Genomic DNA, 16,312 nt, shown 5'->3' on the forward strand with positions numbered 1-16,312 from the left:
GGGTGTCACTCGAAGGGCGTCATCGTGAGCGTCAGCTCCGTCGCCGCGCCGTCCTCGATGTACGAGGCGAAACCGGCCACGTCGTCGAAGGCGAAGCCGTACGCCTTCCCGTCCTCCGTCGCGGCGTGCATCGCCTTGGCGTAGTGGTGGGTGACCTCGCCCTGGTAGAAGGTGGCGGGGTCGGTGGTGGGCTGGGCAGCCGAGGAGAGCAGCGTGGTGCGGTTGAAGGCGGCGCCCAGGACGGCGGCCACCGGGCCGGTGGTCCCGTCGTTGGGTGCCGCCAGAGCACCGTCGCAGAAGAGGACGTCCTTGGTGCTCGGCTTGGCGAAGGAGACCTCGGCCGGTCCTGTGAAGGCCAGCCTGTCGCCGCTGACGCGGCCGGTGAAGGTGCCCGCGTTGGTGGTGACCTTCAGGTCCTTGCTCCCGTAGGCGTCCCACACCTGGTCGATGTACGAAGCGAAGTAGTCCTCGGCGAACAGTCCTGAGCCCATGCCGTGGCCGGGCGCGATGACGCGCTTGTCGTCGATGACGAGCTTGGAGAATGCCTCGACCGAGCGGACGGAGTCGAATATCCGGCCGCGCGCCCCGGGCTTGAGCGTGCCGGTGGTCTGGCTCTTGCCGCCCTTCAGCTCGATGGACAACGGGACGCTGAACATGTCGACCATGGTGGTGTTGCAGTACATCGCGCCGCCCTTGTACGTGAACTCCGCACAGTCGTGCACGACCGGGTAGTTGGGGTCCGACTCCACCCATCCGGCGGGATAGGCGAGCGCCGCGCCGTTGTCGGTCTCGACGGCCTTGAACTTCAGCTTCTCGCCGCAGGCGACATAGATCCGGCCGGACATCTCGGGCAGCGAGATCGTGGTCTCGGTGCCGGTCAGCGGGATGGCGTAGTCGGTGAAGCCGTCCGGACCGTTGTCGGACATCTGAACCGGCTTCAGCTTGCCTTCGGGGGTGACACGGCACTGGTTCTTGCCGTCGTTGCCCACGATGTAGAGGTGGACCGAGGCGTTGTCGTAGGCGCCGCTGTTGTTGACGATCTTCAGCGCGAGGCCGGCGGCCTGCCCGCCGAAGAGGCTGCCCGCACTCGCCTGGCGGGTGACGAGCCCGGCAGCGGGGACGGCGACGGCTGCAGCTGCGGCTGAGCGGATCAAGGCGCGGCGGCTGACGGGACTCATCGGACGGTACCTCCGGAGACGGCGGAGACGGATGGACGGACAGGGTTGACATCGTTGTCGGCAACGGCACGCGCGGGGAAGGAGCCGCCAGGGAAGGCGGCGGATGGCGCACCCGGGACACCGGATTCGGCCGCGCGGGGTTTTCGCGCAGGCGTGGTCAACGCAGTCATGACATGCGCTCCTCTGAAGTGGGGGGTGGGTGAGCGCTCTCACGTCACGGCACAGCACGGTGCCGAAGGTATGGACCTTCGTCAAGGGCTTCGCCGGAACCGGCCGCCTCAGGCCAGGGGTGGCTCCTGATGAACGGTCGTCAGCGGCAGTTCGGCCCAGATGGTCTTGCCCTCCGGGGAGTACCGGGTGCCCCAGTGCTGGGCCAGCTGAGCGATCAGGAAGAGACCGCGGCCGCCCTCGTCCACCGTGGTGGCCCGGCGCAGGTGCGGAGCCGTGCTGCTCCGGTCGGAGACCTCGCAGGTCAGATACCGGTCGCACAGGAGCCGTACAGTGACCGGGGGTTCGCCGTAGCGAATGGCGTTGGTGATCAGTTCGCTGAGGACGAGCTCCGCTGTGAAGGCGGTCTCCTCCAGGCCCCACTCGGTCAGTTGGGACATGCATGCGGCGCGGACGGGGGCGACGGCTTCGGGGTCGCTGGGGACATCCCACCGGGCGATCCGGGAGGACGGCAGCATGCGGGTCTCGGCGACGAGCAGCGCGATGTCGTCCCGGTCCTCGTTCGTGCGGTCGGGCAGCAGGGCCTCCAGCACGGCGGCACAGGTCTCCTCGGGTCCGCGCTCGACACGGGTGAGGGCCGTACGCAGCATGTCCAGGCGGTCGTCCAGGTCGCGGCTGCGCACCTGCACCAGACCGTTGGTGTAGAGCACCAGGCGGCTGCCTTCCGGCAGGGTGAGGGAGAAGGTCTCGAACGGTGAGGTACCCAGCCCCAGCGGCAGGTTCTCCGGAGGGTTCAGCACAGTGGTGGTGCCGTCGGGGCGCGCCAGCGCGGGCGGCGGGTGTCCGGCCATGGCCAGGTGGCACTGGCCGGATGTGGGGTCGTAGATGGCATACAGCACGGTGGCGCCGGTGACCGGCTCGGTCTCCGGGCCGAGGGTGGGGTCCTGGTCGATGCGCGCGACCAGTTCGTCCAGGTGCGCCAGCAGTTCGTCCGGTGGCAGGTCGAGCGAGGAGAAGTTGTGCACCGCGGTGCGCAGCCGCCCCATGGTGGCGGCCGCGTGCAGCCCGTGTCCGACCACGTCACCGACGACGAGCGCCACCCGGGCGCCCGGCAGCGGGATGACGTCGAACCAGTCGCCGCCGACCCCGGCCTGCGCGGGCAGATAGCGGTAGGCGGCGCCGACCGCGTTCTGTTCGGGCAGGCCGCCGGGGAGCAGGCTGCGCTGGAGCGTGACGGCGAGGCCGTGTTCCCGTGCGTAGCGGCGGGCGTTGTCGACACACACCGCGGTGCGCGCGACCAGTTCCTCGGCCGAGGCCAGGTCCTCCGGCTGGAACGGCCGCTGGTCCCTGCGCCAGAAGCTGGCGAGCCCGAACACGGTGCCCCTGGCCCGCATCGGCACGGTGATCAGGGAGTGGAAGCCGGCGGCCAGGAGGCGCTCGGCCTGCTCGGGGTCGACGGCTCGCCACTCGGTCGCGGCGGCCAGGTCGCCTTCCAGCACGGGCTCGACCGCCTCACCGCCCGCCTCCCCTGCCACGGCGTGTCCGGCCGCTGTCCCGGCGTGCGTGGCCGCGCCGGCCGCTCCGGCTTCCTCACCTCTCACGCCCTCCACGCCCTCCTGACGACCCGTCACGGGCGGGATGGACGGCCTGCTGCCGACGGGCTGGAGCGGGTGGGCCGCGCCGACGGCCGAGCGCAGCGCGACACGGCGTACCGGGGCCGAAGCGGGGTCGGGCAACGGCTCCTTGCCGCTGATCACGTGGTCGAACAGGTCGACGGTGACCACGTCGGCAAATCTGGGGACCGCCACCTCGGCGAGCTCCTCCGCGGTCCGAACCACATCGAGTGTCGTACCGATGCGCAGGCCCGCCGTGTAGAGCAGTTCCAGGCGCTGGGCCGCGACCTGGGCCTGGCCGGCCACTTCCCGCAGCTCGGTGGTGTCCCGCAGGGTGGCCACACTGCCGGCGGGCCCGTCGCCCCGGCCGGTGGTGCGCTGGTTGACGGCCAGCATCCGGTCGCCGACCACGTGCACTTCGTCGCTGGCGGTGCGGCCCGAGGACAGCAGCTGGGCCAAGTCCGACTCCAGCCGCAGTTCGTCGACGTGCTGTCCCTGGGCCTGGTCCGGCAGCCCGAGCAGCCGGTGCGCCTCGTCGTTGGCGAGCACCAGCCGCCGTTCGCCGTCGAGTACGAGCACCCCTTCGCGTACCGAGTGCAGCACCGCGTCATGGTGCTCGTACATCCGGGTGACCTCGGCCGGACCGAGGCCGCGGGTCTGCCGGTTCAGCCGCCTGCTCACCAGTGCGGCGCCCGCCGTGGCGAGGAGCAGCGCGCCGGCCGCGCCGACCCCGACCCACGGCAGCTCGCGGTTGAGCCGGGCGGCGACGGTCGTGAGGTCGACCCCCGCCGTGACCAGCCCGAGGTTCTCTCCGTCCGCGTCGCGTACGGGTGCCACGGCGCGCACCGAGTCCTTGGGCTCGCCCTCGAACTGCTCGCTGTAGGACTCTCCGGCCAGCGCCCGGCCGAAGTCCCCGGAGGCCCGCTTGCCGATCAGGTCAGGGATGGGGTCGCTGAGCCTGACGCCTTTCGTGTCGAGAATCGCAACGAAGTCGATCCCGCACACTCGGGTCGCCCGCACACTCAACGGCTGCAGTCCGCGGGTCGGCTCGGAGGACTGCAGGAACGCTGCCACGGAGGGGGCGAGGGCCAGCGTTCTGGCGCAGGTCAGTGAGCGCTCCCGGGCACTGCGGACGTCCGCGGCGCGAGCCTGCCAGGCCAGAATCGCGGCTCCCGCGATCACCAGCAGCAGCACGATCGCCAATTGCAGTACGAAAACCTGCCCGGCGACGCTCCGCCTAGCGAACCTCGGGCCGCGCTCCCCCGCCCCTGGACGCTTTAGAGTCATGCAGCATGGTTTACCGTTATTTGCCGTGAATTACGCGGATGTGCAGTTCACCCATGTCCAGGCGCGGACAGCGCGCGGCGCGCCCGGCTGCCGGGTCAGGCGGAACGGTCGTCGACGTCCTTGAGGGCACTCAGCCGGTGTGCCGGTGCGGTTGCCTCCGCCGCGTCGCGGAACGCCTTGAGTCCTTCGTAGAGCACGCTGCGCGCTCGCGGTGGCATCGACGCCAGGGTCGCGGTCAGCGCTTCCTCGCGCTTGAGCCGGAGGTCGCTGAGGTACTTCCTGCCCTGGTGCGTCAGGTGCAGTTCCAGTTCACGGCGGCTGACCTGGCTGGGGAGCCGTTCGAGGAAACCCAGCGCCTGGAGGCGGTCGCACAGCCGGCTGACCGAGGAGGGGGCCGAGCCCAGCATCTCCCCCAGCGTGCGCAGGTTCATGCCTTCGTCCCGGTCGAGGCAGTAGAGCACCCGCAGTTGCGAGGCTGAGACCGGCGAGGAGGAGACCGCGTCACGGCCGTGCTCCCAGAGGACCTCCAGCAGTTCGATGACCTCACCGGCCGTCTCGGCCGCCTGCTGCGCACCGCAGCGCCCAGGCTGGCCCCTACGGGGGTTCTCGCCCGTCACAGCGCCGCTCCGAGCCGGTGCGACCGGTCGATGGCGGGGGTCGACGTCACGTTTCTCTCCACAACTTCGGCACTCTTGCCGCCCGGCTCCGCGAGGCTCCCTCGCCGCTGTCAGGGGCCAGGAAGAGCCTATCTCTCCGCACGGCCGTCGGACAGGCCCGCACCGGCGGCCGGCACCGACCCGTGGCGCTGACCACGGCCGGAGCGCCGCCGAGACGATCTGTTGTCATACGGCGAATGTTTCCGTGCGACGATAATGTCTGTCCGGTCCGCGGCGGAAGCAGTGCTTCAGCGCCCGGCCGCTGCACGTATGGCAGACAGAGAAGCAGGAGACGTGGACAGATTCGCCGTGGTCGAGCGCGCCCTGCGCACCGCCGCCCCGCCCGCGTTGACGGACGTCGTGAAAAAGGCGCTGCGAGAGCACTACGGCGCCGTCCACGCCGAGTTGCGGCTGGCCGACTACGGTATGCGAACCCTGCAGGTGGTGGAGGACGTACCGCTGACCACGGAGCCGCTGCTCATTCAGGACAGCCCCCAGGGCCGGGCACTGCGGGCACCGGAACCCGTGGTGCTGACCGACCGGGCGACGGACACCGTGGCGGTACATCTGCCGGTGAGCGTCCGGGGTGACCGGCTGGGGGTGCTCTCGGTGACGCTGCCGCGCCAGGACCACGCCAGGGGCCTGCTGCCCGAACTCGAAGACCTGTGCGAGGCGCTCGGGCACGCCATCACCGTCGCCGAGCGGGACACCGACCTGTACGAGCGGTCCCGCCGGGCCACCCGGCTGACCGTCGCCGCCGAAATGCAGTGGCAGCTGCTGCCAGGACACTCCTTCCGGCGCCGGGAGTTCGCCCTGGGCGCCCATCTGGAGCCGGCGTACTCCATCTCCGGCGACAACTTCGACTGGTCGGTCTCGGCCGAGCACCTGACCGTGGCCGTCACCAACGGCATGGGCGAGGGGGTCGAGGCGGCGCTGCTGACCAACCTCGCCGTCAGCGCGATGCGCAACGCGCGCCGCGCCGGCCTCGGCCTAGCCGACCAGGCGGCCCTCACCGACCAGGCCGTCTACGCCCACTACCGGGGCTCGGCCTACGTCTCGATGGTGCTGTTCCGCTTCGAACTCGGCACCGGCGAGGTGGAGATAGTCGAGGCGGGCTCACCCCGCGCGTGGCTGTGCAGGGACGCCAAGGCCGAGAACCTGCTCTTCGACGCGCGACTCCCGCTGGGCATGTTCGAGGACACCCATTACGTCACCGAGCACTTCCGGGTCCAGCCCGGCGACCGGCTGCTGCTGGCGACCGACGGCGTGTACGAGCCGCTGTCCCGCGCGGGTGAGCCGTTCGGTGACCACGCGCTGGCCCGCTCCCTGGCCGCGAACCGGCTGCTGCCGCCGACGCAGGTACCGCGCGCGGTCTTCCACGACCTGGCGAGTCACCGGGGCGCCGGTCCGCTCGAGGACGACGCGCTTGTCGTGTGCGTCGACTGGTACGGACGCGAGGAGCACGGCGGCGCCGGAGGCTGACGGGTCGGACGGGTCGGACCAGGGACCGGGGCCGGCAGCTCGCGGTCACGGCTGGCGGACCGGGGAGTCGCGGGCCAGGGACTCACAGTCGCCGCACAGGTTCGGCACAGGTGGATGACAGCGCGGTTCGCGATGTTCGGGGCACTACGGACCTGACAGAGAGCGGACCACCGAATGACCACCCTCACCTCTTCCGGCAGTGCGGCGGACGCACCCGGCACCGGCGACGGTTCCGCCGCCGGACACCGGCAACCACTCGGCGACCGGCTACGGGCCCGGTCACGGCAGCGACGTGCCTCACGACCACGCTGGGAGACGCCCGCCTTCTGGACGCTGCTGGCGGCCACCGCGGTGCTGTACCTGTACGGCCTCGGCTCCTCGGGCTACGCCAACTCCTTCTACTCCGCCGCGGCGCAGGCGGGCAGCGTCAGCTGGAAGGCGTTCCTGTTCGGCTCGCTGGACGCGGGCAACGCCATCACCGTCGACAAACCGCCGGCCGCGCTGTGGCCGATGGCCCTGTCCGTACGGCTCTTCGGCCTCGGCTCCTGGCAGATCCTGGTGCCGCAGGCGCTGCTGGGCGTGGCTTCGGTCGGCGTGCTGTACTCCGCCGTGCGGCGCCGTACCGGACCGGCCTCCGCGCTGCTCGCCGGAGCGCTGCTGGCACTGACCCCGGTGGCGGCGCTGATGTTCCGCTTCAACAATCCGGACGCGCTGCTGTGCCTGCTGATGGTGGCCGCGCTGTGGTGCGTGAGCAGGGCCGTGGAGGACGCCCGCACCAAGTGGCTGGTGCTGGCGGGCGCTTGTTTCGGCGCCGGATTCCTGGCCAAGGCGCTGCAGGCGTGGCTGATCCTGCCGGTGGCCGCGCTGGTCTACCTGGTATGCGGGCCGACCCGGCTGCGCCGCCGGATCGGGCAGCTGCTGCTCGGCGGGCTCACCCTCCTCGTCACGGCCGGCTGGTGGGTCGCGCTCGTCGAACTGTGGCCCGCCTCCTCGCGGCCGTACATCGGCGGCTCGCAGGAGAACAGCTTCCTGGAGCTGACCTTCGGCTACAACGGCTTCGGCCGGCTCACCGGGGGCGAGACCGGCAGCGTCGGCGGCGGAGGCGGCCGCCGGGGCCCCGGCGGCGGTGGCGGCATGTGGGGACAGACCGGGCCGGGACGGCTGTTCGGCGACACGGTCGGCGGCCAGATCGCCTGGCTGCTGCCCGGCGCGCTGCTGCTGCTCGTCGTGGGCCTGGTGCTGACGCGCAAGGCGGCGCGCACCGACGCGCTGCGGGCCGCGTTCCTGCTGTGGGGCGGCTCGCTGCTGATCACCGGGCTGACCTTCAGCTTCATGTCCGGGATCTTCCACGAGTACTACACCGTCGCGCTCGCGCCCTACCTCGCCGCCGTGGTGGCGATGGGAGTCACAGTAGTGTGGCGCGAGCGGAACCGGCTCCTGTGCGCCGCGGTGCTGGCGGCGGCGGTCGCCGGGACGGCCGGATGGGCGTTCGTGCTGCTGGGCCGGGCGACGGACTGGCTGCCGTGGCTGCGCTGGGCCGTACTGGTGGCGGGCGTCGTGGCGGCCTGCGGGCTGCTGGCGGCCACCGTACTGCCGCGCACCGTCGGCGTGGCCCTCGCCGGGCTGGGGCTGCTCGCCGCGGTCGCCGGGCCGGTGGCGTTCACCCTGAGCACGGTCGGTACGCCGCACACCGGCTCGATCGTCACCGCGGGGCCGGCCGTGAGCCGGGGCGGCCCACCCGGTGTGCCGGGCGGCGGCAAGGGCATGCCGCGCCCGGGGCAGGGCACCGGGCAAGGCCAGGGCCAGGGTGCCGGACAAGGCCAGAGCGCGGGACAAGGACAAGGCCCCGGACAAGGGCCGGGTGCCGGTCAGGGTCCGCCAGGGCAGGCGGCGGGGAACCGTCCGGGCGGCGGCCAACAGGGCATGCAGCGCCCTCCGGGAGGCAACGCGCAGCAGCCGGGCACGCCGGAAGCAGCGGGCGGCCGCCAGGATCCCGGCGGAGGGATGGGCGGGCTGCTCAACGGCAGCGAGGTCTCCGCGGAGGCCGAAGCGCTGCTGCGCAAGAACTCCGCCGGTCACACCTGGGCAGCGGCGGCCGTCGGCTCGCAGAACGCGGCCGGCTACCAACTGGCCACCGGCCTGCCGGTGATGGCCATCGGCGGCTTCAACGGAACCGACCCTTCCCCGACCCTGGCCCAGTTCAAGACGTACGTGGAGCAAGGCAGCATCCACTACTTCATCACCGGTTCGCGGGGCGGCCCCGGAGGCGGGCAGGGCACGGCTTCGGAGATCACCTCCTGGGTCACGAAGAACTACACCAAGGTGACGGCGGACAACACCACCTTCTACGACCTGACCCGGCCCAAGTAAGGGCCCACGGAGTTACGGACACGAGCGGGGCGGCGCGACCGGTAAGGGCGCGCCGCCCCGCCGTGCGCTCGGAGCCGTTTTCCGTCCGGGCTGTTGACGGCTCTGTGGGCTGAGTTCTAGGTTCCCGGCATTGATAGGAAAGTTTCCTAACGATCGCCGCCCACGCGCCGTACACGCCCGGGCGGCCCGACGGACAGGGCACCAGCCCGGACAGAGGGCACCACCATGGCCACACCCCCAGGCCCGAGCGGCACACCGGCGCCCCCCGGCACCCCGCGTGTGCTGCGCGCGATGAACGACCGCGCCGCACTCGATCTCCTCGTGGCCCATGGGCCGCTCACCCGCACCAAGATCAGTGAGCTGACCGGTCTGTCGAAGCCCACCGCCTCCCAACTCCTCGGCAGGCTGGAGGAGATGGGGCTGGTCCGCACACGCAGCAAGGAGCGCGGCAGGCCGGGACCGAACGCTCTGCTGTACGAGATCGAGCCGGCGGCCGCCCATGTGGCGGCGCTGTCCGCCGATCCGCACGGCATCTCGGCCGTCGTAGCCGACATCACCGGAACCGTCGTCGGCCGCGCCCGTGTGGAGGCCGACTCCGTCGCCGCGGACGCCCGCCACCGCACCGCGCAGCTGGTCAAGGAGGCCGTCGACGGAGCGCTGCGGGAGGCCGGGCCGGGGCCGGCCGAGCCGCATACCACGGTCATCGGCACCCCCGGCGCGCTCGACCCGCACACGGGTGAACTGCGCTACGCGCCGCACCTGCCCGGCTGGCACTCCCGCACGCTCCGCGCCGAGCTGGCCGAGGTGCTCGGCACGCCCGTGACCATCGAGAACGACGTCAACCTCGCAGCCGTCGCGGAGCAGCACGCGGGCGCGGCCCAGGACCACGACGACTTCGTCCTGGTCTGGGTGGACAGCGGCACCGGCGCCGCCATCGTCGTGAACGGAACCCTGCTGCGCGGGGCCACCGGAGGGGCCGGCGAGATCGGCTACATGCCGCTGCCCGGTGCCCCGCCGGCACGCGGCGGTCCCGGCGCCTACGCCGCCTCGAACGCGGGCGGCGGCTTCCAGAGCCTGGTCTCGGCACCGGCCGTGTGCCGTCTCGCGGGCGGCAAGCCGCTCGCCGACGCGCTGGCCGACCCGTCCGTGCGGGAGGAGACCGCGCGCCGGCTGGCGGACGGGATCGCCGCCGTCGTGGCGGTCGTCGATCCGCAACTCGTCGTCCTGTCCGGTGCGGTGCCGCGTTCCGGGGGTGAGGAGTTGCGCACGCTGGTGGAGCGGGAGCTGACCGGGCTCGCGCTGCCCAGGCCGCTGCTGCGGCTGAGTGAGCTGGAGGACGATCCGATCCTCAGCGGAGCCCTGCTGTCCGCGCTTGCGCAGGCGCGTGACGACGTGTTCGACACCGCCTGAGAAAGCCCGCCCCTGCGGGCTTCGCACGGCACCCCTGAGCCCTGCCCCCGCGCCGTTCGCCTCCGGCTGTTCCCGTGTCCCCTTCCCCCCTCCCGTTCCCGTCTGCCGTCTGCCGTCTGCCGTCTGCCGTCTGCCGTCTGCCGTCTGCCAACCCCGGTGCCTGGAGGCTCAGTTACGGGCTGGAGTCCTTCAAGTCGGCGCACAGTGTGGACTGGAACCTCACCATGGCGGCCACCTTGCTGGTCATGGCGCCGGTCATCATCGTCTTCTTCTTCGCACAGAAAGCCTTCGTCGAAGGCGTCACCCTCACCGGAGTAAAGGGCTAAGACATGAAGCTCGCAGTGGTCGGCGGAGGATCGACCTACACCCCCGAACTCGTCGACGGCTTCGCACGGCTGCGCGAAGTGCTGCCGATCGACGAACTGGCGCTGATCGACCCCGCCACCGAACGGCTGGAGCTCGTCGGCGGCCTGGCCCGGCGCATCTTCGCAAGACAGGGCCACCCCGGCACCGTCACCACAACCGCCGACCTGGACGCCGGCGTGGACGGCGCCGACGCCGTGCTGCTCCAGCTGCGGGTCGGCGGGCAGGCGGCGCGCGAGCAGGACGAGACCTGGCCGCTGGAGTGCGGCTGCGTAGGACAGGAAACCACCGGCGCCGGCGGGCTGGCCAAGGCGCTGCGCACCGTACCGGTCGTCCTGGACATCGCCGAGCGGGTCCGGCGCGCCAATCCGGGGGCCTGGATCATCGACTTCACCAATCCGGTCGGCATCGTCACCCGTGCGCTGCTCGACGCCGGACACAAGGCGGTGGGCCTGTGCAACGTGGCGATCGGCTTCCAGCGGAAGTTCGCCGCGCTGCTGGACGTCGCCCCTCATGAGGTGCACCTGGAGCACGTCGGCCTCAACCACCTCACCTGGGAGCTGGGCGTCCGGCTCGGCGGCCCGGAGGGCACCGACGTGCTGCCGAAGCTGCTGGCCGAACACGGCGAGGCCGTCGCCGGGGACCTGCGTCTGCCCCGTGCCCTGGTCGATCGCCTCGGTGTCGTCCCGTCCTACTATCTGCGCTACTACTACGCGCACGACGAAGTGGTGTCAGCGCAGCGCGGCAAGCCCACGCGCGCACGGGAAGTCGCGGCGCTGGAGAGGCGGTTGCTCGAGATGTACGCCGACCCGAGCCTGGACACCAAGCCCGAGCTGCTGGCCCGGCGCGGCGGCGCCTACTACTCGGAGGCCGCCGTGGACCTGGCCGCCTCGCTGCTGCGCGAGGGCGGCAGCACCCATCAGGCGGTCAACACCCTCAACCGGGGAACCCTGCCCTTCCTGCCCGACGAAGCGGTGATCGAGACCCAGGCCCGTATCGGCCGGGACGGCGCACATCCGCTGCCGGTGCCAGCCCTCGACCCGCAGTTCACCGGGCTGATCGCCCATGTGACCGCCTATGAGGAGCTGGCCCTGCGGGCCGCGCTGCACGGCGGCAGGGACCGCGTCTTCCGGGCGCTGCTCGCCCATCCCCTCGTCGGCCAGTTCGGCTACGCCGAAGAGCTGACCGACCAACTCCTCGCACACAACGAGGAGCACCTGGCGTGGGCCTGAGCAGACCCCGTTCCGGCCCGGACCCCGTACCGGCCCTCCTCGCCCTCGACGCGGGCAACAGCAAGACCGACGTCGCGCTGCTCGGCGCGGACGGCACCGTGCTGGGCACCGCGCGGGGCGGTGGCTTCCGCCCTCCGGCGGTGGGGATCGACGCCGCCGTCGACGTCCTGGCCGAGGCCGTGGCGCGAGCCCGGGCTGCAGCCGGCGCCGACCGGGCAGGCGGCACAGGGCAGGGCCCGGCGCCCGTCCACCAGGTGATGGCCTGCCTGGCCAACGCCGACCTGCCCGTGGAGGAGGAACAGCTGGCCGCCGCACTGGCCGGGCGCGGCTGGGGCCGGCTGGTCACCGTGCACAACGACACCTTCGCCGTCCTGCGCACCGGGCTGACCCGGCAGGACGGTGACGCGGCGCCCTGTGGGGTGGCGGTCGTGTGCGGGGCCGGCATCAACTGCGTCGGCCTGCGGCCGGACGGGCGCACCGCGCGCTTCCCCGCCATCGGCCGGCTCTCCGGTGACTGGGGCGGCGGCGGGGGGCTGGGCGAGGAGGCGCTGTGGCACGCGGCCCGCGCCGAGGACGGCCGCGGCGAGCCCACCGTGCTGCGTACTGCGCTGCCGGCGCACTTCGGGCTGGACTCGATGTACGCGCTGATCGAGGCCGTGCATCTGGGCCGTATTCCGCACGCGCGGCGGCTGGAGCTGGTGCCGGTCCTGTTCGAGGCGGCCGACCGGGGCGATGCCGTGGCGGACTCGCTGGTGGCGCGGCTGGCCGAGGAGGTCGTCACCATGGCGGTTGTGGCGCTGCGCAGGCTGGAACTGCTGGAGGAAGAGGTTCCGGTGCTGCTGGGCGGCGGCATCCTCGCGGCGGGCCGTCCGCGCCTCGACGACCGCGTCACCCGGCTCCTCGCGCAGCGCGCCCCCCGCGCCGTGCCGCGCGTCGTCCGTGCCCGTCCGGTGCTGGGCGCGGCGCTGCTGGGACTCGACGCGCTCGGCACCCCGGTGACCGCACACGAGCGGGCGCGCCGCTACTTCGAGACCCGGACGGAGCCGCGGAGCCGGGCGGACACCGGAAACCCGGCGGACGCCCGGAACCCGGCGGACGCCGGGAGTCCCCGGGGCGGCTCTCCCGGACCCGTCGATGGGCACTCCGGGGCTCCGCGAGGGAGGATGGGAGGGTACGGCCCCGGCCAGGAAGGTAGCCGCCGTCGTGAGGAACAGCGAGGAGCCGCCCCAGGGTGATGCCGACGGGACGCCGGGCGTCAGCCTCTCCCCGCCCGGCGGGCTTCTGGATGTGCTGACAGTCGGCGCGGTGGTGCTGGACGATCGGGGACGGATCGTCCTGTGGAGCCCGCAGGCCGAGCAGCTGTTCGGGTACTCGGCGCAGGAGGCGCTGGGCCGGTACGCGGCCCCGCTGCTCGTGCCGGACGAATACATCGAGCTCGTCCTGAGGCTGTTCGACGAGGTGATGCGGGAGGGAAAGAGCTGGGCGGGGACCTTCCCCGTCAAGTGCAGGGACGGCAAGGTCCGCGCCTTCGAGTTCCGCAACATGCGGCTGCGCGACGATCAGAGCGCCGTCTACGCGCTGGGGCTGGTGACGGACCAGGCGGCGCTCCGCCAGGTCGAGCGCGACCTGGCCTTCTCCACGCTGCTGATCCAGCAGTCCCCCATGGGCATCGCGGTCATGGACACCGACCTGCGCTATGTCTCCGTCAACCCCGCCCTGAGCCGCCTCGACGGGGTCGGCGAGGAGGGGCACCTGGGCAGAACCGTCCACGACGTCCTGCCCCCGGGCCACGCCAGGGACTCCGAGGCGGCGCTGCGGCAGGTCCTGGAGACGGGCGAGCCGGTCCTCGACCGGGAGGTGCTGGGCGGCGAGACCCCGATGGGCAGGGGCCACGCCTGGTCGGTGTCCATCTACCGGCTCGACGACGCGGGCGGACGCCCGCTGGGGCTGTCCGTCGCGGTCACCGACGTCACGGCGCGGCACCGCGCGGCGATCCAGGCCGAGCAGGCCCGGCAGCACCTCTCCCACCTGGCCGAGGCATCGGTACGCATCGGCACCACACTCGACCTGGAACAGACGGCGCACGAGCTCGCCGAGATCGCCGTACCCGAGCTGGCCGACGTCGCCGCGGTGGACGTGCTCGACGCCGCCGTACGCGACCACCCCGTCCGCATCCCGCAGGAGGAGACCGCCGCCTTCCGCGCACTGGCACTGGCCACCGCGTACCCCACCGTCGCGGCCGAGGCGGCCGACCCGACGGGCGAGGTCGCGCACTACAGCGCCGAGCGGCTGGTCACCCGCTGTGTTGCCCTGGGGCAACCGGTCGTCGTACCTGCCGTCCAGCCCGAGGACCTGCGCAAGATCGCCCGCGACGAGCACGCCGCAGCGCTCCTGGCACGCGCGGGCGTCCACTCCTATCTGGCGGTCCCGCTGATCGCCCGCGGCGAGGTGCTGGGAGCGCTGGACCTCAAGCGCAGCCGGAACCCCAAGCCCTTCGACCACGACGACACCATCCTGGCCTGCGAACTCGCCGGCCGCGCCGCCGTGTGCATCGACAACGCCCGGCTCTACCGGCAGCAGCACAGCATCGCCCTCACACTGCAGCGCAGCATGCTGCCGACCCCTGCCACCACCTCGGCTCGGCTGCGCATCGCCTCCCGCTACCAGCCGGCCGGGGCACACAGCGAGATCGGCGGCGACTGGTTCGACGTCCTCGAACTGGAAGAGGAGTGCACAGCGCTGGTCGTCGGCGATGTGATGGGCAGCGGCGTCAACGCGGCCGCCACCATGGGCCGGCTGCGCACCGCGACCCAGACGCTCACCCAACTGGCGCTGCCGCCCTCGGACGTGCTCCGCCACCTGGACCAGATCACCACGGGCCTGGACCCCTACTTCGCCACCTGTCTCTACGCCGTCTACGAGCCCCGGAACAACCGGTGCCTGCTCTCGTCCGCCGGCCACCTGCCGCCCGTCCTCGTCCCCACCCGGGGCGAGCCCCGGCTGGTCGAGGTGCCCACCGGGACGCCGCTGGGCATCGGCGGCGGCGAGCACGGCACGGCCGCCGTCGACCTCAACCCGGGCGACCTGCTCGTGCTCTACACCGACGGACTGATCGAGACCCGGCACGACGACATCGAGGACCGGCTCGCCGTCCTGCTGGACCTGCTGCGTCCCGTCGCCGGTTCCGCCCGTTCCCTGGAGGAGACCTGCGACCACCTCCTCGATGCGCTGCGTAACCCCGAGAACCACGACGACGTGGCGCTGCTGCTGATGAGCCCCACGGAGTAGCCCTGCGACAGCCCGATCGGCGCGCACGTAGGGTCGGGCGGTAACGGGGCCGCGGCAGGATGCGGCCCGTCATGGCTGGAAGGCGACCGTGACTGCGAACACCGAGCACCCGTCCCTGCTGGATCTGCCTCCGCTGAGCGCGGAGCACTTCGCCGCCATCGAGGACAAGATCGCCTCGTTGCTGCGGACGCGCTGCGACATCGTGACGATGCAGGGCGAGGCGCTACTGCCCCTTGAGGCGTGCATCCGTTCGGCAGCGCCGCGCGGCAGTACGGCACTGAACATCGTCACCGGCCCCTACGGTGAGACGTTCGGCGGCTGGCTGCGCTCCTGCGGAGCCGAGGTCGTCACGCTGAACGCGCCGTTCAGCGGCGCCGTCGGACCGGACGAGGTCGCCCGGGCCCTGCGGGAGCACCCGGAGACCGGGCTGGTGAGCCTCGTCCACGCCGAGGCGGCGACCGGCAACACCAACCCGGTGGCGCAGATCGGCGCGGTGGTGCGCGAGCACGGGGCGCTGCTGATGCTGGACGCGGTCGCCTCGGTGGGCGCCGAGCCGCTGCTGACCGACGACTGGGGTGTCGACCTGTGCGTCATCGGTGGCCAGAAGGCGCTGGCGGGCCCGGCCGGGGTGTCGGCCGTGTCGGTCAGCGCACGGGCGTGGGAGCGGATCGCCGCGAACGACCTGGCCCCGCGCCGCTCCTACCTCTCGCTGCTCGACTGGAAGGAACGGTGGCTGGACAGCGGCCGGACGGCGTTGCCGCACGCCCCGGCGCAGTTGGAGATGCTGGCACTGGAACAGGCCGTCGACCGGGTACTCGCCGAGGGGCTTGACGCGTCGATCGACCGGCACCGCGCCGCGTCGGCCGCGCTGCGAGCGGGCACCCGTCAGCTGCCTGGGCTCGCGCCGTATGTGGTGCGGGACCAGGACGCCGCCCCGGCTGCGACGACACTGCGTGTTCCGGCGGAGGGCGTGGACGCGCGCGAACTGGTGGCCGCGGCGCTCAAGTCGGAAGCGGGAGTGCCCCTGCAAGCCGCTGGGGGTGCGCTGGCCGCCGAGATGCTGCGCGTCAACCACTACGGGCAGGCGGCCGGCCGCACGGTGGTGCTGGACTCGCTGCGGGCGCTGGCCGCCGGGCTGGAGACGCTGGGCGTGGCCGGCGCCGGAGCCGCCCGCGACCAGGCTCTCGAAGCGGCGAGCGCGGCCTGGGACGCCACAGCGGTGGCCTGATCCTCCACTGTGTTCCTCGCCCGCGCCTCCGGCCCGC

At 72.4% G+C, this 16,312-nt stretch carries 9 protein-coding genes and 2 pseudogenes; 8 read left to right on the plus strand and 3 right to left on the minus strand.

Annotated elements, in window-relative coordinates; genetic code table 11:
* Positions 1-5 precede the first annotated feature (5 nt).
* The 3 genes from JW592_RS01700 to JW592_RS01710 all read right to left on the minus strand — a co-directional run bounded on the left by JW592_RS01700 (position 6) and on the right by JW592_RS01710 (position 4,863).
* The gene (locus JW592_RS01700; RefSeq protein WP_209262999.1) at positions 6-1,178 is read right to left on the minus strand and encodes a beta-1,3-glucanase family protein; all 1,173 of its coding nucleotides are present in this window, start codon (positions 1,176-1,178) and stop codon (positions 6-8) included.
* 278 nt (positions 1,179-1,456) lie between these two features.
* On the minus strand, positions 1,457-4,246 hold the full coding sequence (locus JW592_RS01705; RefSeq protein ID WP_209263000.1) for a SpoIIE family protein phosphatase: 2,790 nt from the start codon (positions 4,244-4,246) through the stop codon (positions 1,457-1,459).
* 95 nt (positions 4,247-4,341) lie between these two features.
* On the minus strand, positions 4,342-4,863 hold the full coding sequence (locus JW592_RS01710; protein WP_209263001.1) for a MarR family winged helix-turn-helix transcriptional regulator: 522 nt from the start codon (positions 4,861-4,863) through the stop codon (positions 4,342-4,344).
* Positions 4,864-5,196: 333 nt separating this feature from the next.
* On the opposite strand from JW592_RS01710, the gene JW592_RS01715 reads away from it, so the two are divergent.
* The 8 genes and pseudogenes from JW592_RS01715 (at position 5,197) to JW592_RS01750 (ending at position 16,275) form a co-directional block, all read left to right on the plus strand.
* Positions 5,197-6,384 (plus strand): PP2C family protein-serine/threonine phosphatase, encoded by a 1,188-nt coding sequence (locus JW592_RS01715; RefSeq protein ID WP_209263002.1) that lies wholly within the window; start codon positions 5,197-5,199, stop codon positions 6,382-6,384.
* A gap of 174 nt (positions 6,385-6,558) precedes the next feature.
* Positions 6,559-8,754 carry an ArnT family glycosyltransferase gene (locus JW592_RS01720; RefSeq protein ID WP_209263003.1) on the plus strand — a complete coding sequence of 732 codons (2,196 nt, stop codon included), beginning with the start codon at positions 6,559-6,561 and terminating at the stop codon, positions 8,752-8,754.
* A gap of 225 nt (positions 8,755-8,979) precedes the next feature.
* A complete protein-coding gene (locus JW592_RS01725; RefSeq protein ID WP_209263004.1) occupies positions 8,980-10,164 on the plus strand; it encodes an ROK family transcriptional regulator in 1,185 nt (394 codons plus the stop codon).
* Between the two features lie 143 nt (positions 10,165-10,307).
* A pseudogene (locus JW592_RS01730) lies at positions 10,308-10,490 on the plus strand (carbohydrate ABC transporter permease); the annotation flags it as partial.
* A 3-nt stretch (positions 10,491-10,493) separates the two neighbouring features.
* On the plus strand, positions 10,494-11,759 hold the full coding sequence (locus JW592_RS01735) for a 6-phospho-beta-glucosidase (protein WP_209263005.1): 1,266 nt from the start codon (positions 10,494-10,496) through the stop codon (positions 11,757-11,759).
* Positions 11,750-12,787, plus strand: a pseudogene (locus JW592_RS01740) (N-acetylglucosamine kinase); the annotation flags it as partial. The gene JW592_RS01735 and the pseudogene JW592_RS01740, both read left to right, overlap by 10 nt.
* A 175-nt stretch (positions 12,788-12,962) precedes the next feature.
* Entirely contained in the window at positions 12,963-15,047 is a 2,085-nt protein-coding gene (locus tag JW592_RS01745; protein WP_307805254.1) for a SpoIIE family protein phosphatase, read from the plus strand.
* Between the two features lie 88 nt (positions 15,048-15,135).
* Positions 15,136-16,275: a pyridoxal-phosphate-dependent aminotransferase family protein gene (locus tag JW592_RS01750; protein ID WP_209263008.1), complete on the plus strand. Its 1,140-nt coding sequence runs from the start codon at positions 15,136-15,138 to the stop codon at positions 16,273-16,275.
* Positions 16,276-16,312 lie beyond the last annotated feature (37 nt).

The sequence above is a fragment of the Streptomyces spirodelae genome, assembly GCF_017676385.1.
GTDB classification, from domain to species: Bacteria; Actinomycetota; Actinomycetes; order Streptomycetales; family Streptomycetaceae; genus Streptomyces; species Streptomyces spirodelae.

Coding starts and splice junctions, on each gene's coding strand:
- JW592_RS01700 (WP_209262999.1), bottom strand. CDS start 1,178: ATGAGTCCCGTCAGCCGCCGCGCCTTGATCCGCTCAGCCGCAGCTGCA.
- JW592_RS01705 (WP_209263000.1), bottom strand. CDS start 4,246: ATGACTCTAAAGCGTCCAGGGGCGGGGGAGCGCGGCCCGAGGTTCGCT.
- JW592_RS01720 (WP_209263003.1), top strand. CDS start 6,559: ATGACCACCCTCACCTCTTCCGGCAGTGCGGCGGACGCACCCGGCACC.
- JW592_RS01725 (WP_209263004.1), top strand. CDS start 8,980: ATGGCCACACCCCCAGGCCCGAGCGGCACACCGGCGCCCCCCGGCACC.
- JW592_RS01735 (WP_209263005.1), top strand. CDS start 10,494: ATGAAGCTCGCAGTGGTCGGCGGAGGATCGACCTACACCCCCGAACTC.